Raw genomic sequence first — 23,414 nt, 5'->3', positions numbered from 1 at the left:
GTCGTTTGAATGATTTCTTCTTGGTCTACGTGCCATAAAATACTCCATATATTGATGTTTATAACATCATTTGAGGAGCAGAGTATCACTTATAGGAGTTGTTCAAATTTCCGGATCCATCTCTGATAATCAATAGATATGGATGCTAATATACCAAGACACTCACCTAAAATACAAAAGATAATCATTTAAATCTCTAATAAATACCCACCTTGCCACTACTGAATCGACATAGACAAAATGAGAACTTATGCAAATATTTGTCTATATTTTTAGTTATAGTTAATTACTCTCGTAAAACAGCTGACGAAGTCCGAGATAGAATCATTGCGTCAAAACAAACGTGATGCTTATGCACTTATGATGAAAATGAATTAATTATTATTTAATTAAGTTAAAAGACTGCTATATAGCGGTCTTTTTTGTTTTTGAGCTCTACAAATTTTAATGAGTACATATAGTTACTTTTATAAAAATGATAATAAAGGGTAGAGGAGGTCATCTAAGAATTTAAAGCACAAGACTTATTTAACATTGATGACAGAAAAAGTGAGTTGTTGGGAACTTAAAGAAGAGGTGGTACTTATAATGGTTACTAAAATACAAATACTTAAAATATTAAATATATAAAACAATATATTACAAATATATATGATGCGTAGTGTACGCATCATACATAAAGCGTTCTATTTTGATATAATTGATCCAATCAACCCATTGTTAGGTTTCATTTAAATTCCATGAGTCTTACTGAAATTAAAGTTCGCCAAGCTCATTGTAAGGAAAAAACCAGTTTTTTATCCGATGAAGATGGGCTTAGCCTGAAGATTGAGCCGAGTGGAAGAAAATCTTGGTGCTATCGCTATACAGATCCACAAACTAAAAAACGTCGACGCATTCAGTTAGGTCGTTATCCTGATTTATCGCTGAAAAAGGCACGACAAGTCAGAGATGACTTTAAAGACAATGATTTCTGTTTTGAACAAGATACTGCCTCTAATGTCATCACCTTTGGTAAGGTCGGGGAGGAGTGGTTACAGTTCAAACTGAAAAATGCCTTCAACGATCTACCCCGCTGTGGTGTACTACAGTTAGCAGAAAGATGCTTACAGCAAGATATTTATCCAGACCTTCAGGATCTACCTTTTCAAAACATCAAGCGTTATGACCTGGTTTCAGTAATCAAAAAAATAGAGGGACGCCAAGTAAAAGAACCTGTCAAGAAAGCTTGTAGTTATTTGAACCAAATTTATGACTACGCTGTAGCGATGGGTTATTGTGAATTCAACATCGCGCATGGTTTAAATAAAATCGCCATTAACAGTAAAATCAAGAAAAATTATCCGTATTTGAAAGCGGAGGATATATCTGATTTTAAGTATAAATTACAAAAATTGGATGCCCATCCGATTATTAAAAAAGCACTGCTGTTCAAATTACATACTGGCGTGCGAGGGGCTGAATTGTTATTGGCTGAGCCTCATCATTTTGATTTAAATGAAAAAGTCTGGAAAATACCTGCCTTGCATATTAAACAGTTTCGACGAAAAGTCATATTAGGCCATGAGATTCCCGACTTCTTAGTTCCACTTTCAGATCAGGCTTTAGATATTTTAAAAGACGTCATGCAATGGTCATACGGTGAAAAGTACATTTTTGCTAGCCCACGGAAACATAATCAACCGATTCATTTTAATACATTAAATATGGCTATACGTAAGATGGGCTATGGAAAACATCAATTATCCTCTCATGGACTACGTTCCACTTTTAGTACCATTTTGAATGACTCAGGTTTGTTCCAGGATAACTGGATTGAGGCACAACTTTCACATATTGATAAGAACCGTACCCGTGCCAGCTATAATCACGCTGACTATTTAGCCCAGCGGACTGAAATGATGCAGTGGTGGGGTGATTATTTAAGTACTGCTAAGTGAAAATCGTACTTTTATACATAGACTTAAAACATTATGGGGTTTCAAATGGATAGTAAACAATATACTTGCCGTGTTACATGGTCAGCAGAATATAATGAGTATGTTGGGTTGTTCGAACCACAAGCACTAGCCATTTGTTGTAATTCAGCTTTAAGCGCCCTTAATTCTTTCATGCGTTTATTCACTAGTGCAAGTTGCTGATCAATTAATGCATTAACGCTAGAGCAGCTTTCTTCTGGCTTATTTTTTAATTCGATAAGACGTTTAATATCATTGAGTGATATATCTAGGCTGCGACAATGCTTTACGAATTCCAATTGTTTAAGTGCTTTGCTATCATACAGCCTGAAATTACCTTCTGAACGATTTGGATTTAACAGTAATCCTTCTCTTTCATAATATCTAATCGTTTGTATTGAACAGCCCGATTTTTTTGACAATTCGCCTATTTTCATCAATTTCCCCCAGACATTTGACTCTATAGTTACTATAGAGTCTATAGTATAAGTATGCAACGAAAAGGATATATAAAAAATGACTGAGAAATATTTAAACAATACGAATATCGTTAATTTTGAACACAAAGATATCCAATCCTTGATCGATCAACGTAGGTGGAAAAACTTGGATAACTTCAACAAAATTGGTGCCGCTTATCAGTTTGTAAAAGATGATTTTTGTGGTTATGGTGTTGCAACAAAGTGCTTTTCATCACCAGATACAGATTGGCGTGGAGAAAATACCTATATTCAAAAAGAAGGTATTCATGATGACTTTGGGCTTTATGATTCCCCTGATGAGTTCTATTTCGAAAAAGGGACTAACTTGTCGGGGTTCAAACGCTGGATATATCAACGCTTGATACGTCACTTGATTAATATGAATGTATCAAAACTAAGAAATAGAAAAGTACTAGAGGTACAAAATGCACAACCATAATCATAGTCATCAACATGGTAAAGATGACCGTATTGGTTGGGCATTTTTCCTTAATGTGACATTCACTATTATCGAATTTATAGGTGGTTGGCTCACTAACAGTACGGCGATAATGGCAGATGCAGTTCACGATCTTGGTGATAGTCTTTCAATAGGTTTTGCGTGGATTTTAAGTCGTTTTTCAGATAAAGAAGCATCAGATAAGTTTAGTTATGGTTATCGTAGACTTACTCTCTTTGGCGCATTGATAAACAGTATTGTTTTAATCATTGGCTCAATTTGGATTTTATTTGAAGCAATTCCAAAGCTGTCCAATCCTGAAATGCCTGTAGTCGAGGGGATGTTAGGGCTAGCGATACTCGGCGTTGCCGTTAACGGATATGCTGTATTAAAATTAAAAGCGGGTGAAACATTAAATGAGAAAGTGCTGACATGGCACCTTCTTGAAGATGTACTTGGATGGGTTGCCGTTCTTATAGTCTCTATCGTACTGTTGTTCGCTGAACTGCCGATATTAGATCCCCTTTTATCAATAGGGTTCACGCTGTTCATCTTGTTTAATGTTTTCAAAAACCTGAAATCAACACTCGTTTTATTTCTTCAAGCTGCACCCGATAAAGAGACTCAAAAGCGTATTAAACTATCACTAATGGAATTTCCTGAAGTTAATGGTATCCACCACATGCACTTTTGGTCACTAGATGGTGAAAGTCACGTTTTAACAGCGCACCTTGAGCTGAGTGACAACTTTGACGTTAAAGAATTAATTAGGCTTAAACAAGAAGTTGCAGCTAAATTATCTTCCTATCATTTATCGCATACAACGATAGAGTTTGAGTTTTTAAATGAAAATTGTCGGGATGAAGCGCAGTAAGCTTTATCAATAAAATGTTGGGCATACAATATTAAAAGCAGCTTAATTAGGCATAACCTAGTAATTAAGCTGCTTTTTTTGATTTTAAATTTCGTCGGATTGCTGTTTGCTACTCTCAGAGCCATGCGCCCATTGATATAAAATAGGCAATACAAACAAAGTTAAAATTGTAGAAGATACAATACCGCCGATAACAACTGTTGCTAGTGGTCGTTGTACTTCTGCACCAATTCCAGTGTTTAACGCCATTGGAATAAAACCTAAACTTGCGACCAGTGCCGTCATTAAAATAGGTCTTAAACGAATGATGTGCTGAGTTTCCATCATTGTCTTGGCTTGATGCGGATCAGTCTAAAGCATTCTCAGGAATAGAGGAGCTCGTTGCTGATGTTGTCGCTGATATGATTAGCAATAATGAAAAAGTTCCTACACCACTCTCCGGGAAAATATAGTAGGCAGTTTGTTGTCCTTGTTCTCAGTGGTTCAACAAAAACTAGCCCTCGAAGCCGCAGAACGTGGCGTGGACATAAATTGTTTAGTATCAGTAAAAAGAGCGATGTAATTTTAGTACGAGTGAGTGATAGAGCAGGAACCTATGCTTCATATATTCAGTAAATGGTATGTTTTTGAATTAATAGGTATTTTTAAATAAAGCTTTCTTTGATTTAGTGCTTTTTATTTAATAAATTAATTTTAAAAACAACTTAGGCTAATTGATAAACACTATCTGGAAAGATTAAAAGAAAATATTTTTTAATTTCTGCTAATTCATTTAAGGCAGGTTCCCTTTCAAGCAGTTGAAATGTCCAAATAAGTACAGCCTGATGATTATCATAGCAAGTATTTACTCCAAGAAAATTAGCCATTCCATAACTTCTATTGATGTTCATTTCTTTAATTAATTGATTTCCTAAGTCACGAGCTTGCTGGCTGATCAATAACTCATTTGGTAACACGGCGGTCATCTCCACAAAATAATCTAATGCAGGTTCAATCCTTATATTTAAAAAGTTATAATTTAGTTGAAATGGATAAAATATACTTTCTATAAGTTGTAATAACCTGCTGTAGGTTAATTTTAGCAAAGTATTACTCAGTCAACAACTTCAAATAACCCACAGCAAGTTATTTTTTGTAAATTAATTTAAATATGATTACTTGTAAGTTATCTAGCCTCATGGGCGATAGAAAAATTTTAAAATTAAGTGAAGTGGTGCATGCAACAGGTATCAATCGCAACACGCTCACAAGTATGTATTATGACCGTGCTGTACGTATTGAATTACCAGTCGCCGATAAGTTGTGTAAGTACTTTAACTGTACGATGAATGATTTGTTTGAGTTTAAGGAAGAAGTTGAAGAAAAAGATTAACTTAATACTTCGTTTGATAAGTTTTTCGAAGAAAAAGACTAGCCAATACTTAGTTTGATAAGTTTTTCTCTGCAGATCTAATATTGAATTTTATAAAATATCATTACAAACAGAGGTGGTTCCACTTGTTTGAACAACTAAAAGCGTATTTATAAGTGATATTCCGCTCTAGTTAAGCCACCTTGTTTTGTTGGGGTAGCTGATCATAGTAAAACTCATTTGGTGTCATTTTGTCTAGACTCGAATGAGGTCGTTTCAGATTATAAAACTCAAAATATGCACTCAATTGCTTTTTCGCATCTGTGACACTGCTATAAGCTTTGAGATACACCTCTTCATATTTAACGCTCCGCCATAATCGTTCAACCATCACATTATCTGGCACTGTTGCAAATAGTCGGTGGTGATAAACTTATCATCCCCTTTTGCTGATGGAGCTGCACATGAACCCATTCAAAGGCCGGCATTTTCAGCGTGACATCATTCTGTGGGCCGTACGCTGGTACTGCAAATACGGCATCAGTTACCGTGAGCTGCAGGAGATGCTGGCTGAACGCGGAGTGAATGTCGATCACTCCACGATTTACCGCTGGGTTCAGCGTTATGCGCCTGAAATGGAAAAACGGCTGCGCTGGTACTGGCGTAACCCTTCCGATCTTTGCCCGTGGCACATGGATGAAACCTACGTGAAGGTCAATGGCCGCTGGGCGTATCTGTACCGGGCCGTCGACAGCCGGGGCCGCACTGTCGATTTTTATCTCTCCTCCCGTCGTAACAGCAAAGCTGCATACCGGTTTCTGGGTAAAATCCTCAACAACGTGAAGAAGTGGCAGATCCCGCGATTCATCAACACGGATAAAGCGCCCGCCTATGGTCGCGCGCTTGCTCTGCTCAAACGCGAAGGCCGGTGCCCGTCTGACGTTGAACACCGACAGATTAAGTACCGGAACAACGTGATTGAATGCGATCATGGCAAACTGAAACGGATAATCGGCGCCACGCTGGGATTTAAATCCATGAAGACGGCTTACGCCACCATCAAAGGTATTGAGGTGATGCGTGCACTACGCAAAGGCCAGGCCTCAGCATTTTATTATGGTGATCCCCTGGGCGAAATGCGCCTGGTAAGCAGAGTTTTTGAAATGTAAGGCCTTTGAATAAGACAAAAGGCTGCCTCATCGCTAACTTTGCAACAGTGCCAGTTTTATTACGAACGTGTTTTGGGTGGACAACGGAAAACATATTTCATCGAAAGACCAAAAAAAGAAAAAACACTTCCTGTTGTGATGAGTGAAGAAGAAACCATTCGGGTACTACGCGCTATTGAAAACGTGAAACACAAGGCTATTCTGATGACTATTTATTCGGCAGGTTTGCGCATTTCTGAATGTATAAACCTGAAAATAAAAGACATTGACTCCAAGCGCATGCAAATTCGTATAGAACAGTCAAAAGGAAAAAGAGATCGTTATACCATTTTATCTGAGAAAACATTAATTATTTTAAGAACATACTTTATGGAATATAAACCAAAAGATTATTTATTTGAAGGTCAAAAAGGTGGCGCATACTCAAGCCGAAGTATTCAAAACATTTTTAAAGCAGCTGTTTTAAAAGCAAAGATTCAAAAGGAAGTTACTGTACATACCTTACGACATAGCTTTGCAACGCATTTGCTTGAGAATGGTACGAGTTTACGTTATATTCAATCGTTGTTAGGTCATTCAAGCAGTAAAACAACTGAGGTTTATACACATATTACCACCAAGGGAATGGAACAATTAAAAAGTCCGATGGATTTGTTAGATATATAGAAAGGATTTGTATATTTGAGCAAAACTTAACAAAAAGCACTATGAATATAAATCCTTTTGAGAGAGTAGAAACGAACGGTAAACGGTTGAAAACGGATTTGTCACTGATAATGAAAGGTTTAGCAAAATAAGATATAGTGGATATATACGCCATTTGGCGTATAGCCACTTGTTATGTGCCATTTTTGAATGACAATGCGAATAGATACAGACAAACAAATGAATTTACTTAGTGATAAGAACGTTGCAATAATTGGTGGTGGACCCGTTGGACTGACTATGGCAAAATTATTACAGCAAAACGGCATAGACGTTTCAGTTTACGAAAGAGACAACGACCGAGAGGCAAGAATTTTTGGTGGAACCCTTGACCTACACAAAGGTTCAGGTCAGGAAGCAATGAAAAAAGCGGGATTGTTACAAACTTATTATGACTTAGCCTTACCAATGGGTGTAAATATTGCTGATGAAAAAGGCAATATTTTATCCACAAAAAATGTAAAGCCCGAAAATCGATTTGACAATCCTGAAATAAACAGAAATGACTTAAGGGCTATCTTGTTGAATAGTTTAGAAAACGACACGGTTATTTGGGATAGAAAACTTGTTATGCTTGAACCTGGTAAGAAGAAGTGGACACTAACTTTTGAGAATAAACCGAGTGAAACAGCAGATTTGGTTATTCTTGCCAATGGTGGAATGTCGAAAATAAGGAGCTTTGTTACCGACACGCAAGTTGAAGAAACCGGTACTTTCAACATCCAAGCTGATATTCTTCAACCGGAAATAAACTGTCCCGGATTTTTTCAGCTATGCAACGGCAACCGATTAATGGCGGGACATCAGGGCATTTTATTGTTTGCCAATCCCAATAATAATGGTGCATTGTATTTAGGAATTAGTTTTAAAACGCCCGATGAATGGAAAAATAAAATTCCCTTAGATTTTCAGGACAGAAACAGCGTTGCCGATTTTTTATTGAAAAGATTTTCCAAATGGAGTGAAGTTTACAAACAATTAATACGTTCGGTATCAACATTTCAATGCTTGCCCACAAGGAAATTTCCTTTGAACAATGATTGGAAAAGTAACCGTCCATTACCCATAACAATGATTGGCGATGCTGCTCATTTGATGTCGCCTTTTGCAGGACAGGGTGTAAATACGGGATTATTGGATGCTTTGATATTGTCTGAAAACCTTACAAACGGAGAATTTACAAGTATTGAAAATGCCATCGAAAACTACGAACAACAAATGTTTGTTTATGCAAAAGATACGCAGGACGAATCGACAGAAAACGAAACCGAAATGTTTAGTCCCAATTTTTCGTTTCAAAAATTATTGAATCTATAAACAGTAAGAAAAAACGGCTACTAACAAGCAGTTTTGCAATAGTGGGCAGAAGTGCAAAATTGAACTTGTGTGCTTCTATCAACTTTTGTACATTAGCTGCCAGTTTAAGATGGGTGCATTTGAGTATGCCCAAAGGAGCCCGCAAGTATGCGCAGGACGAAGCCAGTAGCCGCGCCGATGGTGGCGCGGGTCTATCTGCGCGTCAGCACCGACGCGCAGGACTTGGAACGCCAAGAGGCGATCACTACGGCCGCGAAGGCCGCCGGCTACTACGTCGCCGGCATCTACCGTGAGAAGGCATCCGGCGCACGCGCCGACCGGCCTGAGCTGCTGCGCATGATCGGCGACCTACAGCCCGGCGAGGTGGTCATTGCCGAGAAGATCGACCGCATCAGCCGCCTACCTTTGCCCGAGGCCGAGCGCCTGGTGGCCTCGATACAGGCCAAAGGCGCACGCCTGGCCGTCCCTGGCGTGGTCGATCTATCCGACCTGGCGGCCGAGGCCCAGGGCGTCGCCAAGATCGTGCTGGAAGCCGTGCAGATCATGCTTTTTCGCCTGGCCTTGCAGATGGCCCGCGACGACTACGAGGACAGGCGCGAACGCCAGCGCCAAGGCATTGAGTTGGCCCGCCAGGCCGGGCGGTACAAGGGCCGCCGTGCTGATCCGAAGCGCCGCGCCCAAGTTGTCGCGCTGCGCAAGTCCGGCTACAGCATCAACAAGACCGCCGAGCTGGCCGGGTACAGTGCGGCCCAGGTGAAACGGATATGGGCCGAGGTCAGCCAGGCCGAAGCGAAGCAGCACGGCGCGTTCGTGGAGGACGCATTGACGGAAGCCGATGCCCTGGCCGCTGTCGGCCAGGATGAGCGCCAGGAGGAAAGGGCATGAAGAAGCCGAACCAAGACGACGAGCCGTTTTTCATCACCGAGGAGATTGCGGCCGAAATGATCGCCGGCGGCTATGAGTTCGAGCTGCCGCCCATTCCTTGCACCATCCGCCTACGCGACGTGCTGGAGCGCATGACCGATGCTGAGCTAGCATTGCAGCCGGGCGAGATCGCCGACCAGGAGCGTGAACGCTGCCGGCGCAAGCCGTGTTCAACCTCATGATCTGGTCATGGTATTTTTCATGGCACTGAGCCTGATAGTTCTTGCAAATTGTTGTCACTAAAGGGTTTTGTGTGCTTGTTTACAATCGAGTGGGAGTGACGGGCACTGGCTGGCAATGTCTAGCAACGGCAGGCATTTCGGCTGAGGGTAAAAGAACTTTCCGCTAAGCGATAGACTGTATGTAAACACAGTATTGCAAGGACGCGGAACATGCCTCATGTGGCGGCCAGGACGGCCAGCCGGGATCGGGATACTGGTCGTTACCAGAGCCACCGACCCGAGCAAACCCTTCTCTATCAGATCGTTGACGAGTATTACCCGGCATTCGCTGCGCTTATGGCAGAGCAGGGAAAGGAATTGCCGGGCTATGTGCAACGGGAATTTGAAGAATTTCTCCAATGCGGGCGGCTGGAGCATGGCTTTCTACGGGTTCGCTGCGAGTCTTGCCACGCCGAGCACCTGGTCGCTTTCAGCTGTAAGCGTCGCGGTTTCTGCCCGAGCTGTGGGGCGCGGCGGATGGCCGAAAGTGCCGCCTTGCTGGTTGATGAAGTACTGCCTGAACAACCCATGCGTCAGTGGGTGTTGAGCTTCCCGTTTCAGCTGCGTTTCCTGTTTGCCAGCCGGCCCGAGATCATGGGGTGGGTGCTGGGCATCGTTTACCGCGTCATTGCCACGCACCTGGTCAAGAAAGCGGGCCATACCCACCAAGTGGCCAAGACGGGCGCGGTCACCCTGATCCAGCGTTCTGGATCGGCGCTCAATCTGAATGTTCACTTCCACATGCTGTTTCTCGACGGTGTGTATGTCGAGCAATCCCACGGCTCAGCGCGTTTCCGCTGGGTCAAGGCGCCGACCAGCCCAGAGCTCACCCAGCTGACGCACACCATCGCCCACCGGGTGGGTCGCTATCTGGAACGGCAAGGCCTGCTGGAACGGGATGTCGAAAACAGCTATCTGGCCTCGGATGCGGTGGATGACGACCCGATGACACCCCTGCTGGGGCACTCGATCACTTACCGTATCGCTGTCGGTTCACAGGCGGGGCGAAAGGTGTTCACTTTGCAAACTCTGCCGACCAGTGGTGATCCGTTCGGTGACGGGATTGGCAAGGTAGCCGGGTCCAGCCTGCACGCCGGCGTGGCGGCCAGGGCCGATGAACGCAAGAAGCTCGAACGGCTGTGCCGGTACATCAGCCGCCCGGCGGTATCCGAGAAGCGGCTGTCGTTAACACGAGGCGGCAACGTGCGCTACCAGCTCAAGACGCCGTACCGGGACGGCACCACGCACGTCATTTTCGAACCATTGGATTTCATTGCAAGGCTGGCCGCCCTGGTACCGAAGCCCAGAGTCAACCTAACCCGCTTCCACGGGGTGTTCGCACCCAACAGTCGGCACCGGGCGTTGGTCACGCCGGCAAAACGGGGCAGGGGCAACAAGGTCAGGGTGGCTGATGAACCGGCAACACCAGCACAACGGCGAGCGTCGATGACATGGGCGCAACGGCTCAAGCGTGTTTTCAATATCGACATCGAGACCTGCAGCGGCTGCGGCGGCGCCATGAAAGTCATCGCCTGCATTGAAGACCCTATAGTGATCAAGCAGATCCTTGATCACCTGAAGCACAAAGCCGAAACCAGCGGGACCAGGGCGTTACCCGAAAGCCGGGCGCCACCGGCTGAGCTGCTCCTGGGTCTGTTTGACTGACGAGCCTGAAGGCCAACGATACCAATCAAAATGCTGCGTTCACAGCGCCGCGGCAGGGATCCGCCGTGCTGGTTGTCGGAAAAGGAGCCGCTAGTGGGAAAGAGGAGGGTAAATTTTCAGCGTTGCTGGCTCCCCGTCAGCCGGATTGGGTTGCATCGCAGGGGTGTCGAAAGAGTCAACTGCGGTCCAAAGCTGTTGGACTTGGGTGAAAAGGGCGTTTATTCTTCCTATACGTGAACCGCATCCTACGGAATGAGTAACCCTTGCCCTATTGTGAGTAGAACGTCGTATAATTCAAACGAAAGCAGTTAATAGGTATGAAATATCACAGCACAAAAGAGCGACAGGACATGTTTAGATGATGTTATTATAAAATAATAACATCATGGATGAATAAAAAATAATTTTCTATCTTTACAACTATGTTATACTTCTATGATAAGGCTATGATGGCAAAGCCTTGGTTTTCCTAATCAAATAGTCGCCGAGATGGCTTCAATGCGACAGTAGGTCTACTGTCTCACAATTAATTCATGTATCAGATTTTTGTTCCCTGATGGGAAGTGTTATCCATACGAAAAGAATATGGGTAAAGTGTTACACCTGTATATGACATTCAGAATGTCCTGTCGGGGGAACTGGTACCAATTTAATAAAAGAAAACAGTATAGAAATGACAATCGAAGATATGCAAACATTAGCCCTAGAGCATGGGCTGAGAATTTCGGAAGAGATGAGCGTCAATGAGATGGGCATCGACTTTAGAGTTGCCTTTGTAAAGGAAGTAAACGGTGAGAACTGGGTACTCCGTATACCTCGAAGAAGCGATATGCTTGAACAAATCGAAAATGAAAGTAGAATATTGGATTTAGCCAAAAGAAACCTGTCGATCAATGTCCCTGATTGGAAAATTGTATCGGAGCGCCTAATAGCCTACCCTTTACTGGAGGATGCGCCTGCTCTGACATTCGATGCGATAACACATGAGGTTTCTTGGAACATAGATCGCGATAGCATAGCTTATGTGGAGTCTCTGGCAAAATCATTGGCCGAATTACATCGTATTACAGCTGACGATGTGAGAAAGAGCAACTTGAAAATAATGACTCCAAGTGAATTGAGGACCGAAATAGCTGACCGTATCCACTTGGTGAAATCTGAGATAGGTATCAGCGAGCCGTTGGAAAACAGATACCGTAGATGGTTGGACAATGACCCTTTGTGGCCTGAATTCACTTGTTTCATCCATGGCGATCTCTATGCAGGGCATGTCTTAACCTCGAAGGAAGGTAAGACCTCTGGTATCATAGATTGGTCTACTGCGCATATGGGTGATCCTGCACTGGACTTTTCTGGTCACGTATCGGTTTTTGGAGAGGATAGCCTGAAGAGTTTGATAACGGAGTATGCTAAACAAGGCGGAACGATATGGGATAGGCTCTACGAACAATCTATAGAGAGGGCTGCTGCAGCTCCATTAGCATATGGCGCTTTTGCGGTAGAGTGCAACGACGATAATCATATCAATGCCGCCAGAGCAGCCTTAGGTATTGTTCAATAAAATGATGTGAGGATACTTTTTTAAATGCTAAAATAGGAGTTCGATTGGTGCCACTTAAGAGTATCATTGATTTCTATTTTAGCCAGTATCCTCCACTTTTAGGAGCTCCTCGAAACTCGATTTTATGATCATCTCTTAAGATTTTGAGCCACCGCTCTACTATCTTGACAGGAACTAATAGCTCGTTTACTAAAAATGGTGCACGCTTTCCTGGATTAGTTCTTATCTGATTAAATAGTAGATTTACTCCCTCACTTACTCCCTCATTAGATTCGAAAAGTAGCTTTGATGAGACAATAACTCGAAAACCGTGCTGGAAATTTTCAAAGACAGGGGGACGCAGACCATAGGATGCGAAGCCTTCTTGGATTCGTTTGATGCCTGACCCATATTTTTCAATAAAATGCGCTTCTTTGAACGTGGCAGATATCCTTTTATTGCGCGCCCATGGCGAGTAATCTTCACGAAGAAGCTGATCAATCGTTAAGTTATCAGCTAAACCACCTGGATTGAAAAACTCTATGGAATTGTAATACACCCTGATTATGGAATCGGCAAATTAATTTGGACTTGGGTGAAAAGGGCGTTTATTCTTCCTATTACGTTGTCGGCAGCGGGCCAAAAAGGAATACGTCCATGCCCATCGAGGTGAAACCGGCTGTGAGCGCGGGTTCAAGCATATAGCCCGACAGGCGCGTATCCTTGCCGATCACGACACGATGGCGGTGGTCACCGCGACGAAAGACACGGCCAGCCGCCATGCCGACGCGCAAGGCGGTTTCCGCCGTCATCGCGCCTTCGTTGGCTTTGCCACGAATACCGTCTGTGCCGAAATATTTGCGCACCATAAGGTCGATTATCCTGTCGTCGGGTCGCCCTCAAAGGGGACATGCCTGCTGAACCGCGAATATAGAGAAATATCCCGAATGTGCAGTTAACGAATTCTTGCGGTTTCTTTCAGCGCCGCCAATACCGCCAGCCCGTCGCGCAAGGGGCGCGGCTCGTGTGTGCGGATGAAGTCAGCTCCACCTGCGGCGGCGGCAAGCTCTGCAGCGAGTGTCGCGGCCCCGACATCCCCCGGACCACGGCCTGTGAGCGCGCGCAGAAAGGATTTGCGCGAAACAGACAGAAGCACCGGCAAATCGAAGCGCAGCCGCAATTCATCGAACCGCGCCAGCACCGAGAGCGAGGTTTCGGGAGCAGCCCCCAGAAAAAACCCCATGCCGGGATCAAGGACAAGGCGGTTGCGTTTGATACCGGCACCCGTCAGCGCCGCGATGCGCGCGTCAAAGAACGCCGCAATGTGATCCATGATGTCGCCAGCGGGTGCCTCGCGCCGATCTGCCTGCCCGTCTTGCACCGAATGCATAACGACGAGTTTGGCAGATGATTTCGCCAATTGCGGATAGAACGCAGCGTCTGGAAAACCGCGAATATCATTGAGATAGGCCACACCACGCGACAAGGCATAGGCTTGCGTCGCGGGTTGATAACTGTCGAGCGAGACGGGAATGCCATCTGCCTTGAGCGCGTCCAGCACCGGCGCGATACGCGCGATTTCTGTGTCGGACGAAACAGGCGCGGCGTCGGGATTGCTGGATGCCGGACCGAGGTCGATCACATCTGCCCCCTCGGCCATCAGCTTACGCGCCTGCGCAATGGCTGCGTCTGGCGCCAGATACCGGCCTCCATCGGAGAAACTGTCCGAGGTTATGTTGACGATGCCGAAAATGATGAGCGATTTATTCATGGGGGCTTCTATAATAATAATAATCGAGCATGAGTCTCATACGGATGCTCGGGTCGAAAGGGAATCCCCAGGCGAGTAACCTGTTTGCGGTGATCCATTAGCTGCAGGAGCAGAATAGCATACATCTGGAAGCAAAGCCAGGAAAGCGGCCTATGGAGCTGTGCGGCAGCGCTCAGTAGGCAATTTTTCAAAATATTGTTAAGCCTTTTCTGAGCATGGTATTTTTCATGGTATTACCAATTAGCAGGAAAATAAGCCATTGAATATAAAAGATAAAAATGTCTTGTTTACAATAGAGTGGGATATGTGGAGTCGATTAGTCCAATTTCTCGGTCAAAGCCCAAGGCCTTTTCGGCATTAACCAAGAGTCTGCTTAAGCACAATTTTCTGGTGGGTAATCATAACTTTTGCCTCATTTGTGATGGATTGATCTATCTTGATTCTACTGAATCGGATCATCGGATTGCCAAAGCCGTAGGTGGGCAAGGTGTTCTAGAGAATGGTCTGCTGGTTCATCCCATCTGTAATAGGATGAAATCAGATCTGAGCCTGGAAGAGATTAGAGCGGCTTTGTTTGGTGAATTACTGTATTAATCAACAGAGCGATGAGCTCATTTTTGCAGAAGTATCAATGATTAATCACATGATTTAACTTTTGATACATTCAGCCAATATGGTTATTTTTAATTCAGTCCAGAATCACAACCAGAAACTAGCTGTAGTTTCTGAATGACCGTCAAGGTCCTTAGTTTCGCCCATAGATTCCCTCTGTGGGCTTTTTTTGATCAAAAATTGTATAGATGCTCTAAAATAAACCTTTTAGCATTTCATAAGCAATTAGGATTAAGGCTGAGACCATCAGCACAACAAAAATGAGTTCCACTCTAGTTAACAACTTAGTTCCATTTACTTTTCACTTAATTTATATAGCAGTTAACTCGTAGCATAAATGAAATAACATGACATGGAAAATAATCAAAAAGACAGAATTTGGATTTTGATCAGATCTGCATGTTTACATGCTTCTACAGCAGCTTTGAATGTTTCACTTAACCTTTAAACTTTTCTTAAAACTAAATATATTTACATATACATTCTAAAATTTGATAGAATTTATTAAAACTTTAGATTCTAAGTGTAAATAATGAGAAGCGCTAATATTCGACGTGATGGCTACTTAAAATTTCTGAATACATGGCAAGACCGTGATGTCATTAAAGTACTTTCAGGTGTGCGTCGCTCTGGAAAATCCACCTTATTGGCGATGTTTCAACAAGACCTAAAAGCACAGGGCGTACAAGCCGAAAACATCATTGCCATCAACTTCGAATTTATGGAATTTGAAGAACTCACCGATTACCGTAAACTACATGATTATGTATTATCCAAAGTTGATAAAAGTAAAAAAAACTATGTTTTTTTAGATGAAATTCAACATGTTACAAATTTTGAGAAAGTAGTCGACTCTTTATATGTTCGGGATTATATCGATTTATATATTACAGGCTCAAATGCATTCTTTCTAAGTGGAGAACTTGCGACTTTACTTACAGGACGCTATATAGAGCAACATGTTTTACCCCTTTCATTCCAAGAATTTAAACAGTGGCATATTGAAAATAATCCGATCATCCAACAATTATCAAATCGTGATTTGTATGCCATGTATACGCGCAGTAGTTTCCCTTATACGCTTGCCATGACTAGCCAGCAGGAAACTTATGATTACTTGCAAGCGGTCTATGCCAGTGTAATGTTTAAAGATGTTATTCCACGTTTGAATACTGCCGATATTAACTCTCTCGAGCGTGTCACAAGATATTTGGCAAGCGTGACAGGCTCAGCTATTTCCATCAATAAAATTAAAAATACCTTTGTTTCAAGTGGGGTTAAAATTTCATTTGAAACAGTAAAACGCTATATTCAGGGCTTACAGGACAGTTTGTTATTTTATAGTGCCGCACAATTTAAAGTACGCGGGCGTGAGTTATTACAATCCTCTGAAAAATACTATTTAGTTGATGTCGGATTGCGCCGGATTATGTTGCCTGATGCTAATGCTGATCAAGGTCATATCTTAGAAAATGTGATTTATCTTGAGCTTGTCAGACGAGGTTATACGGTCTATGTAGGGCGGGTTGATGAATATGAAATTGATTTTGTTGCTGTCGATACTTTACAGAATTTAACTTATTATCAGGTGGCATTAGAAACGCTCAATGAGGAGACACTCAGCCGAGAGTTACGTCCATTACAGAAAATTTCTGATTCGTATCCCAAGTATTTGCTTACATTAGACACGATAGGGACTGAAGCGAATTATAATGGTATTGTAAAAATGAGTGCTCTCGATTGGTTGCTATCTGAAAATAAGTAAAGTTGAGGGTAGACATGGATACTATTATTTATTAATTAAAACTCAAAGACTTTTCAGCATTAACCAAGAGTGTGATCAAGCATAATTTCTGCTCCAATTGTGATGGATCGATTTACCTCGACTCGATTGAGTCAGACTATCATGATTGAGCCAGAGTCGCTTACTGAAAGTAGCGAGAATTGCGCTGGAGTTTCTGAAGGATATTAATTCCTTAGTTTGCCCATTCATCCATCTGGGCATTTTTTTTTTGATTAAAATACAATGCGGTTCTTGCTAAAAAATGACGGCACCCACCATAAAACACAATATTCCAAAAATAATCCAAGGCCATATCTTTGCCTTCGGTTGTTCTAAATTCTGAGGATTATATTCCGTGTGTTCTAGCGATGTCGGTTGTGGAACACGGGTCTTTTTAGAGTAAGGTTGGTGTTTAGAGTAAGATAGTCCCGTACCTGGAATGCCGACACTGGTTCGCGTACCTTTTTTCCCAATATTTAGAGAAGCACCAGGTTTGCCAATGCTGGCACTGCTGATGCCTTTATGGGTCAGATTAATTTTAAAACCCGGGAATAATTTAATACTTTTACGAAATCTAAAACCCATATTTCTCTCATTCTAAAACTTAGCTCAATTCACGCGCTATACCAGGATCCATGATCTGCTAGAGATCGTACTTTGACGGCTATCATCAGGATACTAGTATATTTTTTATCTGATGATTGCAATACTACCTTTAAATACCGTCAAAAATATTTACTGTATATTTGCTGTAGGGTAATCTTAAAGCTGCTATTTATTGACTGATTGGTATATGACGACAGATAAGCATGAAGTGCTTCTTCGAATGCGAGCCATCGAGTTGCTTGCTTACTGGGAAGGTCGTTTGGTTACCAATCGTTTGATGAGCTGGTTTGGGCTCAGTCGACAGCAGGCTTCTGCGGATATCAAGCGTTACAATACGCTGTATAACCCCGATGCCTTGATTCATGACCCCTCCGTCAAGGGTTATGTGCCTAAGGCCAGCTTCCAGCCTGTACTGACTACAGCGCATATCAATGAATATCTCAATATGCTCTCGGGCTTGGTCAGTGAATCGCATGCCCTTATTGCGATGCCAGAACCGAATCTTACAGCAGTTCAATTACCTGATCGCAGTGTACGTCCTGAAGTGATTCGGGAAGTTTTGCGTGCCTGCCGCAACCAAAGTACTTTAAAAATGATTTATGCCTCGATGCAGAATCCGCAGTGGCATGAACGCATCATTTCCCCACACACCCTGGTGTATACCGGTTTTCGCTGGCATGTCCGTGCCTATTGCCATCAGAGCAAGCAGTTTAAGGACTTTTTACTCTCCAGAATTGATCGCACACCTGTTGTGATGGCGATTGAGTCAGTAGACCCTGCTCAGGATCAGCAATGGCATGAAGAAATTGTACTGACGCTGATCCCGAATCCAAAATTGAATGCAGCTCAAAAAGCGCTGGTCGAAAAAGACTTCGGCATGCCTGATGGCAGATTACAGATTCCGGTGAAAAAAGCCTTGGCTCACTATACTTTGCAGCGATATCAGGCCGCGATCACGCTGGCTGAGGCGGATGATGCCTTGAAATATCCCTTGGTACTACAACGCTCAGATATCGAAAAGCTGTCATCTTACCTGTTTGATCAAGCTTCATAGGAGATTGGCTATGTTAGAACAATTTCATTATGACAGTGACCTAATTGGTGGCTCACTGATGGTACGTGAAAGCCGGCTGATCGCGGATCTGTTATTACGAGAGGCGACTCCAGAACAATGGCATCAGGCCATTCAGATTGACAATATTCTGCAAAAAAGAACTGCGGCTTCGGCGCAACGCAATGCCACCGCTATTCGTAAGCGTCTGGAGCGCTTGGAGCCTGATTTCTGGAAAGCACTACGTGATGGGGATGATGAGCTGGCGACCCAGGTGGCTTTTTGTGGCGCATTGGAACGCAACCTGTTGCTGCTTGAGTTTATGGAAACGGTGATGAGAGAGGCCTATATCTCTCAGGCTCAATACCTGGACAGTTATATCTGGTCAGATTTTTTGGATGAACGCTCACAACGTGATCCGGATATCTTTGATTGGAAAGAGTCCAGCAAGAAAAAAATGGGGCAGGTGGTGTTTCGCATGCTGGCAGAAGCCGGTTACTTAAAAAGTACCCGTAAGCTGGAGTTGCAGCGCGTGATCGTCAGAGCAGAGCTGCGTAGCCTGTTGGAAGAACATTATAAACAACGCATTAAAAGATCTATGGAAGTGTCGCTATGGACGCGGTAGTTGTAGAGGGGCAGCAATGAGTCAAACAATACATGAGCGTCTGAACCAGATTCCAGAGCGAATTCTTTCCACTGAGTTTCTCACTGGACAAGGATTGGGCAATGAAATTGGCTTCTGGATTTTTGATTATGCGCCTGAAGATGAGTTGAAAGTGCGCGAATATTTGCATTTTCTCGAAGGGATGCTGGAGAAAAAACACAGTCAGCTGAAGGTGGTGAATATCAACCTGCTGCAAGCCGTGGTGGATTATCTGGCTGAGCGTAACTTCATCGATAAAGCCATTCAAATGCAAAAAGCCAAAGGCGATGAAGCGCTGCTCAAAGCCTTAAAGGGCCCACTGCATATGGATAAGTTCGCGCCGTATCTGGTGAGTAAATATGCCACCAATGCGCAAGATATTGTGTTGATGACTGGGGTTGGGTCGGTTTGGCCACTGTTACGTGCCCATCACTTATTAAACAGTTTGCATTCGTTACTGGGGCATAAGCCAGTGGTGCTGTTTTACCCAGGTTATTACGACGGTCAAGCGATGAGTTTATTTGGAAAAATTCCAAGCAATAATTACTACAGAGCATTCAGATTAGTGCCTTAACACGGCAAATAGAAATAAGAATTCCGGGGAATTGATTGAGATGAACATTAAAGAACTTTTTTATAAGCCATTAGATCGTGCGATTAACGGGGTCGTAAAAGCAGACCAGAATGACAATACTACGGTTTATCAGGAACTCGATGAGTATGTGGTCACCAATGAACTGGAAAAGCATTTTCGGGACTTTTTCCAGTCTTATGGCACAGACCTAAGCGATCCTTCGATTGCCAACCGTGTCGGCGTATGGATTTCGGGCTTCTTTGGTTCAGGTAAATCACATTTCCTGAAAACCTTGTCGTATATTCTGGCCAATAAAGTGGCACGTGACGCGGAAGGTAACGAACGCAGTGCTGCAGAATTCTTTGATGAAAGCAAAATCCGGGATGCGTTTATCCGTGCGGATATTGGTAAAGCGGTTAGTCATCATGCCGATGTCATCCTATTTAATATCGACAGTAAAGCCAGCTCCAATGATGATGGTAATCCGATTCTGAATGTGTTTTTACGCGTGTTTAACGAATATCAGGGTTTTAGTGCCGATCATCCACATATTGCACATATGGAACGTCACCTGAGCCAGAAAGGGGTGTATGAGCGCTTTAAACAGGCTTTTGAAGAATCTAGCGGCATGTCCTGGCTAGAGGAGCGTGACGGCTATCAGTTCTATCAGGATGATGTCGAAACCGCAATTTCCCAAGCCCTCAACTTATCTGCTGAAGCTGCGCATAAATGGTTTGAGGATTCTGAGCAGACCTTTAGTGTTTCGGTGGAAAACTTCTGTCAGTGGGTGAAAGAATACCTGGACAGCAAAGGACCCCAGCAACGCATGTTGTTCTTGGTCGATGAAGTGGGGCAGTTTATTGGCAGCGATACCCGCTTGATGCTGACACTGCAAACCATTACTGAAAACTTGGGTACGATCTGTAAAGGCCGCGCTTGGATTATCGTCACCTCGCAGGCAGACATCGATGCTGTTTTAGGTGAGATGTCTTCTTCCAAAGCCAATGACTTCTCCAAGATTGCTGGACGTTTTAAAACCCGGTTATCACTGTCCAGTTCCAATACCGATGAAGTCATCCAGAAACGTTTATTACGTAAAACCCCGGAAGCTGAAGCACTGCTCAGATCAGTGTTTGAGCAAAAGGGCGATATCTTAAAAAACCAGATCACCTTTGACCGTTCAGGCCCAACACTCAAGAACTATGAGGGTCCAGACAGCTTTATCAATAACTATCCTTTTGCGCCGTACCATTTCCAGCTGGTGCAGAAAGTTTTTGAAGAAATCCGTAAGGTCGGTGCGACCGGTGCACACCTGGCCTATGGTGAACGGTCCATGTTGGATGCGTTCCAGATGGCCGCGAATGCGATTGCTACAGATGAAGTCGGGGCCCTGGTTCCTTTCCACCGCTTCTATACTTCAGTGGAAGGATTTCTGGATACAGCAGTGAAGCGTACCATCGACCAGGCAGGGCAGAATAAAACCCTGGATAGTTTTGATGTGCAGATGCTGCGTACCCTGTTCATGATCCGCTATGTCGATATCATCAAAGGTACGCTGGATAACCTGGTGACTTTGTCGATTGAGAAAATTGATGAAGATAAGCTGGCATTGCGCAAGCGGATTGAAGAGAGCCTACTGCGTCTGGAAAAAGAGAGCCTGATTACTAGGAATGGTGATGAGTTCCTGTTCCTGACCAATGAAGAACGCGATATTACCCGTAAAATTAAAGCCACAGACTTAGCGGCTTCAGAAGAAAATAAAGAGTTAGCTAATCTAATCTTTAAAGATTTACTGAGGGATCAGAACAAATACCGCCATCAAGCCAACAAGATGGACTATCAGATTGGTCGTTTTCTGGATGGTCATAGCCTGGATGGCAAGTATGAGAGCGATTTGAAAGTTGAAATCATTTCTCCACTGGATACGGAATATAACCTCTACACAGAAGCTTTCTGTATTGGTAAGAGCGCCGAGGCCGAAGGGCAGGTACTGTTTAAACTGGCAGACGATAAACAGTTCTTTAATGAACTGCGCACCTGGCTGAAAACCAATAAATTCATCCGCTTAAATGATGATGGTACCCAATCCGATATCACCCGTATTCTGGCAGACCGTGGCCGTGAGAATCAGGAGCGTAAAAAACGTCTGCGTGCCCGGGTCGAAGAAATGTTGCTGGACGCGGAAAGTTATGCCTTGGGTCAACATCTACAACTTTCATCTTCAAGTCCAACCACCAAGCTGGATGAGGCTTGTCGTTATCTGCTGGAAAACACTTATACCAAACTGAGCTATTTGCAGGTCTATCAGCAGGATGCCTGGCGTGAACTGAACGCCGTCTTGACTGTTGATGATATGGCGCAACTCGGATTGTCTCTGGATGGCGGTCAAAGCAATCCGAAAGCCCTACAGGAAGTAGAGCAGTACATTGCACTACGGGCCACTGGTACAGAGCGTATTCTGGTCTCGGATGTGATAGATCGTTTTGCCAAACGCCCTTATGGCTGGCCAGATGCCGAGATTTTACTGCTGGTAGGTCAGCTGGCGGCAATGGGGCGGATTTCTCTGCAGTTAAATGGCGGCAGCTTACAGTTGAAAGAGGCCTTTGAGCCTTTACAAAACAGCCGTCGTCGCCGTGATGTGTCGATCATTAAAAAACGCCAGACTGATGATCAGGTGTTGAAACAGGCACGCCAACTCACCCAAGACCTATTCTCGGCCATGGGACCAGCGACAGAAAAAGAGCTATTTGAATTCTATACCCAACATTTTAAAAACTGGTTAGCCAACTTTAAGTCGTATAAGAGTAAAACTGATGTCGGGCAGTTCCCAGGCAAGAAAGTGATTGAAAAGTCGATTCTGACTTTGGAACGTCTGCTGGCGAATAGCGACAGCTTTGATTTCTTTAAGGCCGTGGTCGAGAACAAGGACGACTATCTGGATCTGGAAGAAGATTATCGTGATATTCATGAGTTCTTCACTAACCAGATGCCGAGCTGGCAGCAACTGCAACAGGCCTTACGTCATTTTGAGAAAAACAAACAGGCGTTGGGCAGTGATGATGTGGCAAAAAAAGCCCTGTCTGAATTACATCGTATTTCCACCCTTGAATCTCCCTATGGCCTGTTAAATAAAGTTGCTGATTTGGTTCGCACCGTGGAAAGTGTCAATCAACGCTTACTAACTGAAAAACGCAGTCAGGCGCTAGAGCAGCTGGATGACAAGATCAAACAGCTGGAAGCTGAAATCAAGAACAGCGGCATTGCTACAGCTGAGCTGAGTAACAAGCTACTGCGTCCGCTGCAATTGCTCAAAGCGGATATTGAAGTGGAAACTAGCCTGTCCACCATTTATATGCTGCAAACCCAAACCGCCGTCGAGCGTTTTGATGAAGCCTTGTATGAGTTGGAAAGCGAAGTTCAGGCGGAAATCCAGCGACAGGCCAAAGCGGCACAACTGGCTCAGCGCAAAGCCGAGAGTGTAACCAACACTGCAACCACCTCCAGCCCAGCTACATCAGCACCTGCTGCGAGTCCGGTACAGCCTGCGATAGCCGTAGTGCCACCGAAACCGGTGGTGGAAGTCGATGTCGCCAGCATTTACAGCAAAAGCTCCAGTAGTGTCTATCTGGAAACAGAAGAATCAGTGGATCAGTTTGTAGACGCACTCAAAGCTGAATTGAAAAAAATCGTGAGTGACAAAAAGCGTGTGCGTATCCGCTAACAGGGCTT

At 43.8% G+C, this 23,414-nt stretch carries 22 protein-coding genes and 4 pseudogenes; 18 read left to right on the top strand and 8 right to left on the bottom strand.

Annotated elements, in window-relative coordinates; genetic code table 11:
• Positions 1-740 precede the first annotated feature (740 nt).
• Entirely contained in the window at positions 741-1,940 is a 1,200-nt protein-coding gene (locus FTV37_RS14790) for an integrase arm-type DNA-binding domain-containing protein (protein ID WP_005245164.1), read from the top strand.
• Positions 1,941-1,981: 41 nt separating this feature from the next.
• Here the strand turns inward: FTV37_RS14790 and FTV37_RS14785 are convergent, their stop codons facing one another.
• Positions 1,982-2,395 carry a Cd(II)/Pb(II)-responsive transcriptional regulator gene (locus tag FTV37_RS14785; RefSeq protein ID WP_005245163.1) on the bottom strand — a complete coding sequence of 138 codons (414 nt, stop codon included), beginning with the start codon at positions 2,393-2,395 and terminating at the stop codon, positions 1,982-1,984.
• 79 nt (positions 2,396-2,474) lie between these two features.
• Between FTV37_RS14785 and FTV37_RS14780 the strand changes: the two genes are divergently transcribed.
• Positions 2,475-2,879, top strand: coding sequence for a hypothetical protein (locus tag FTV37_RS14780; RefSeq protein ID WP_180004480.1), 405 nt, complete (start codon positions 2,475-2,477; stop codon positions 2,877-2,879).
• Positions 2,866-3,753 (top strand): cation diffusion facilitator family transporter, encoded by an 888-nt coding sequence (locus tag FTV37_RS14775; protein WP_127800877.1) that lies wholly within the window; start codon positions 2,866-2,868, stop codon positions 3,751-3,753. Before FTV37_RS14780 ends, FTV37_RS14775 begins: the two co-directional genes overlap by 14 nt.
• A gap of 84 nt (positions 3,754-3,837) precedes the next feature.
• On the opposite strand, the pseudogene FTV37_RS14770 reads toward FTV37_RS14775, so the two are convergent.
• Positions 3,838-4,062, bottom strand: a pseudogene (locus FTV37_RS14770) (efflux RND transporter permease subunit); the annotation flags it as partial.
• Here FTV37_RS14770 and FTV37_RS14765 point away from each other — a divergent pair.
• Positions 4,062-4,205, top strand: a pseudogene (locus FTV37_RS14765) (antitoxin HicB); the annotation flags it as partial. The pseudogenes FTV37_RS14770 and FTV37_RS14765 overlap by 1 nt on opposite strands.
• 252 nt (positions 4,206-4,457) lie before the next feature.
• Here FTV37_RS14765 and FTV37_RS14760 read toward each other — a convergent pair.
• On the bottom strand, positions 4,458-4,709 hold the full coding sequence (locus tag FTV37_RS14760; RefSeq protein ID WP_004658363.1) for a hypothetical protein: 252 nt from the start codon (positions 4,707-4,709) through the stop codon (positions 4,458-4,460).
• 194 nt (positions 4,710-4,903) lie between these two features.
• Here FTV37_RS14760 and FTV37_RS14755 point away from each other — a divergent pair, with 194 nt between their 5' ends.
• A complete protein-coding gene (locus FTV37_RS14755) occupies positions 4,904-5,125 on the top strand; it encodes a helix-turn-helix transcriptional regulator (RefSeq protein WP_004658364.1) in 222 nt (73 codons plus the stop codon).
• A 172-nt stretch (positions 5,126-5,297) separates the two neighbouring features.
• On the opposite strand, the pseudogene FTV37_RS14750 reads toward FTV37_RS14755, so the two are convergent.
• A pseudogene (locus tag FTV37_RS14750) lies at positions 5,298-5,504 on the bottom strand (integrase core domain-containing protein); the annotation flags it as partial.
• Positions 5,505-5,568: 64 nt separating this feature from the next.
• Between FTV37_RS14750 and FTV37_RS14745 the strand changes: the two are divergent.
• The 7 genes from FTV37_RS14745 to mph all read left to right on the top strand — a co-directional run bounded on the left by FTV37_RS14745 (position 5,569) and on the right by mph (position 12,666).
• Positions 5,569-6,273: an IS6-like element IS26 family transposase gene (locus FTV37_RS14745; RefSeq protein WP_001067855.1), complete on the top strand. Its 705-nt coding sequence runs from the start codon at positions 5,569-5,571 to the stop codon at positions 6,271-6,273.
• 72 nt (positions 6,274-6,345) lie between these two features.
• The gene (locus FTV37_RS14740; protein WP_205779272.1) at positions 6,346-6,939 is read left to right on the top strand and encodes a tyrosine-type recombinase/integrase; all 594 of its coding nucleotides are present in this window, start codon (positions 6,346-6,348) and stop codon (positions 6,937-6,939) included.
• Between the two features lie 189 nt (positions 6,940-7,128).
• Positions 7,129-8,295: a tetracycline-inactivating monooxygenase Tet(X3) gene (locus tag FTV37_RS14735; RefSeq protein WP_024160783.1), complete on the top strand. Its 1,167-nt coding sequence runs from the start codon at positions 7,129-7,131 to the stop codon at positions 8,293-8,295.
• Positions 8,296-8,442: 147 nt separating this feature from the next.
• Positions 8,443-9,180 (top strand): recombinase family protein, encoded by a 738-nt coding sequence (locus FTV37_RS14730; RefSeq protein ID WP_001366550.1) that lies wholly within the window; start codon positions 8,443-8,445, stop codon positions 9,178-9,180.
• Positions 9,177-9,401 carry a hypothetical protein gene (locus FTV37_RS14725; RefSeq protein WP_000743213.1) on the top strand — a complete coding sequence of 75 codons (225 nt, stop codon included), beginning with the start codon at positions 9,177-9,179 and terminating at the stop codon, positions 9,399-9,401. Before FTV37_RS14730 ends, FTV37_RS14725 begins: the two co-directional genes overlap by 4 nt.
• A 210-nt stretch (positions 9,402-9,611) precedes the next feature.
• Entirely contained in the window at positions 9,612-11,105 is a 1,494-nt protein-coding gene (locus FTV37_RS14720; RefSeq protein ID WP_163167828.1) for an IS91-like element ISVsa3 family transposase, read from the top strand.
• Positions 11,106-11,778: 673 nt separating this feature from the next.
• Positions 11,779-12,666 carry an Mph(E)/Mph(G) family macrolide 2'-phosphotransferase gene (gene mph, locus FTV37_RS14710; protein WP_071830579.1) on the top strand — a complete coding sequence of 296 codons (888 nt, stop codon included), beginning with the start codon at positions 11,779-11,781 and terminating at the stop codon, positions 12,664-12,666.
• A gap of 73 nt (positions 12,667-12,739) precedes the next feature.
• Here mph and FTV37_RS14705 read toward each other — a convergent pair whose 3' ends face one another.
• From FTV37_RS14705 to sul2, 3 genes are all read right to left on the bottom strand, one after another.
• On the bottom strand, positions 12,740-13,204 hold the full coding sequence (locus tag FTV37_RS14705) for an ATP-binding protein (RefSeq protein ID WP_071830580.1): 465 nt from the start codon (positions 13,202-13,204) through the stop codon (positions 12,740-12,742).
• A 61-nt stretch (positions 13,205-13,265) separates the two neighbouring features.
• Entirely contained in the window at positions 13,266-13,514 is a 249-nt protein-coding gene (locus tag FTV37_RS14700; RefSeq protein WP_071830581.1) for a phosphoglucosamine mutase, read from the bottom strand.
• 86 nt (positions 13,515-13,600) lie between these two features.
• Positions 13,601-14,416, bottom strand: a complete 816-nt coding sequence (gene sul2, locus FTV37_RS14695) for a sulfonamide-resistant dihydropteroate synthase Sul2 (protein ID WP_001043260.1) — start codon at positions 14,414-14,416, stop codon at positions 13,601-13,603.
• Between the two features lie 282 nt (positions 14,417-14,698).
• On the opposite strand from sul2, the pseudogene FTV37_RS14690 reads away from it, so the two are divergent.
• Both FTV37_RS14690 and FTV37_RS14685 read left to right on the top strand, forming a co-directional pair.
• A pseudogene (locus FTV37_RS14690) lies at positions 14,699-15,010 on the top strand (HNH endonuclease signature motif containing protein); the annotation flags it as partial.
• 550 nt (positions 15,011-15,560) lie between these two features.
• Positions 15,561-16,793 (top strand): ATP-binding protein, encoded by a 1,233-nt coding sequence (locus FTV37_RS14685; RefSeq protein ID WP_160255372.1) that lies wholly within the window; start codon positions 15,561-15,563, stop codon positions 16,791-16,793.
• 273 nt (positions 16,794-17,066) lie between these two features.
• On the opposite strand, the gene FTV37_RS14680 is transcribed toward FTV37_RS14685, so the two are convergent.
• A complete protein-coding gene (locus FTV37_RS14680) occupies positions 17,067-17,396 on the bottom strand; it encodes a DUF4236 domain-containing protein (RefSeq protein WP_005403805.1) in 330 nt (109 codons plus the stop codon).
• Positions 17,397-17,604: 208 nt separating this feature from the next.
• Here FTV37_RS14680 and FTV37_RS14675 point away from each other — a divergent pair, with 208 nt between their 5' ends.
• From FTV37_RS14675 to brxC, 4 genes are read left to right on the top strand one after another with little or no spacing between them, the layout of a single operon-like run.
• Positions 17,605-18,471, top strand: coding sequence for a WYL domain-containing protein (locus tag FTV37_RS14675; RefSeq protein WP_160255371.1), 867 nt, complete (start codon positions 17,605-17,607; stop codon positions 18,469-18,471).
• 10 nt (positions 18,472-18,481) lie between these two features.
• Positions 18,482-19,093 carry a DUF1819 family protein gene (locus tag FTV37_RS14670; protein WP_180025626.1) on the top strand — a complete coding sequence of 204 codons (612 nt, stop codon included), beginning with the start codon at positions 18,482-18,484 and terminating at the stop codon, positions 19,091-19,093.
• Between the two features lie 16 nt (positions 19,094-19,109).
• Positions 19,110-19,685, top strand: a complete 576-nt coding sequence (locus FTV37_RS14665) for a DUF1788 domain-containing protein (RefSeq protein ID WP_005403808.1) — start codon at positions 19,110-19,112, stop codon at positions 19,683-19,685.
• A 40-nt stretch (positions 19,686-19,725) separates the two neighbouring features.
• Complete coding sequence (gene brxC, locus FTV37_RS14660) at positions 19,726-23,406, top strand: BREX system P-loop protein BrxC (RefSeq protein WP_180025627.1); 3,681 nt, start codon at positions 19,726-19,728, stop codon at positions 23,404-23,406.
• The last annotated feature ends 8 nt before the right edge of the window (positions 23,407-23,414 follow it).

The sequence above is a fragment of the Acinetobacter sp. YH16042 genome (assembly GCF_013417245.1).
GTDB classification, from domain to species: domain Bacteria; phylum Pseudomonadota; class Gammaproteobacteria; order Pseudomonadales; family Moraxellaceae; genus Acinetobacter; species Acinetobacter amyesii.
The sequence above is the reverse complement of the archived record's forward strand: the minus strand, read 5'-3'. Positions and strand labels throughout refer to the sequence as shown.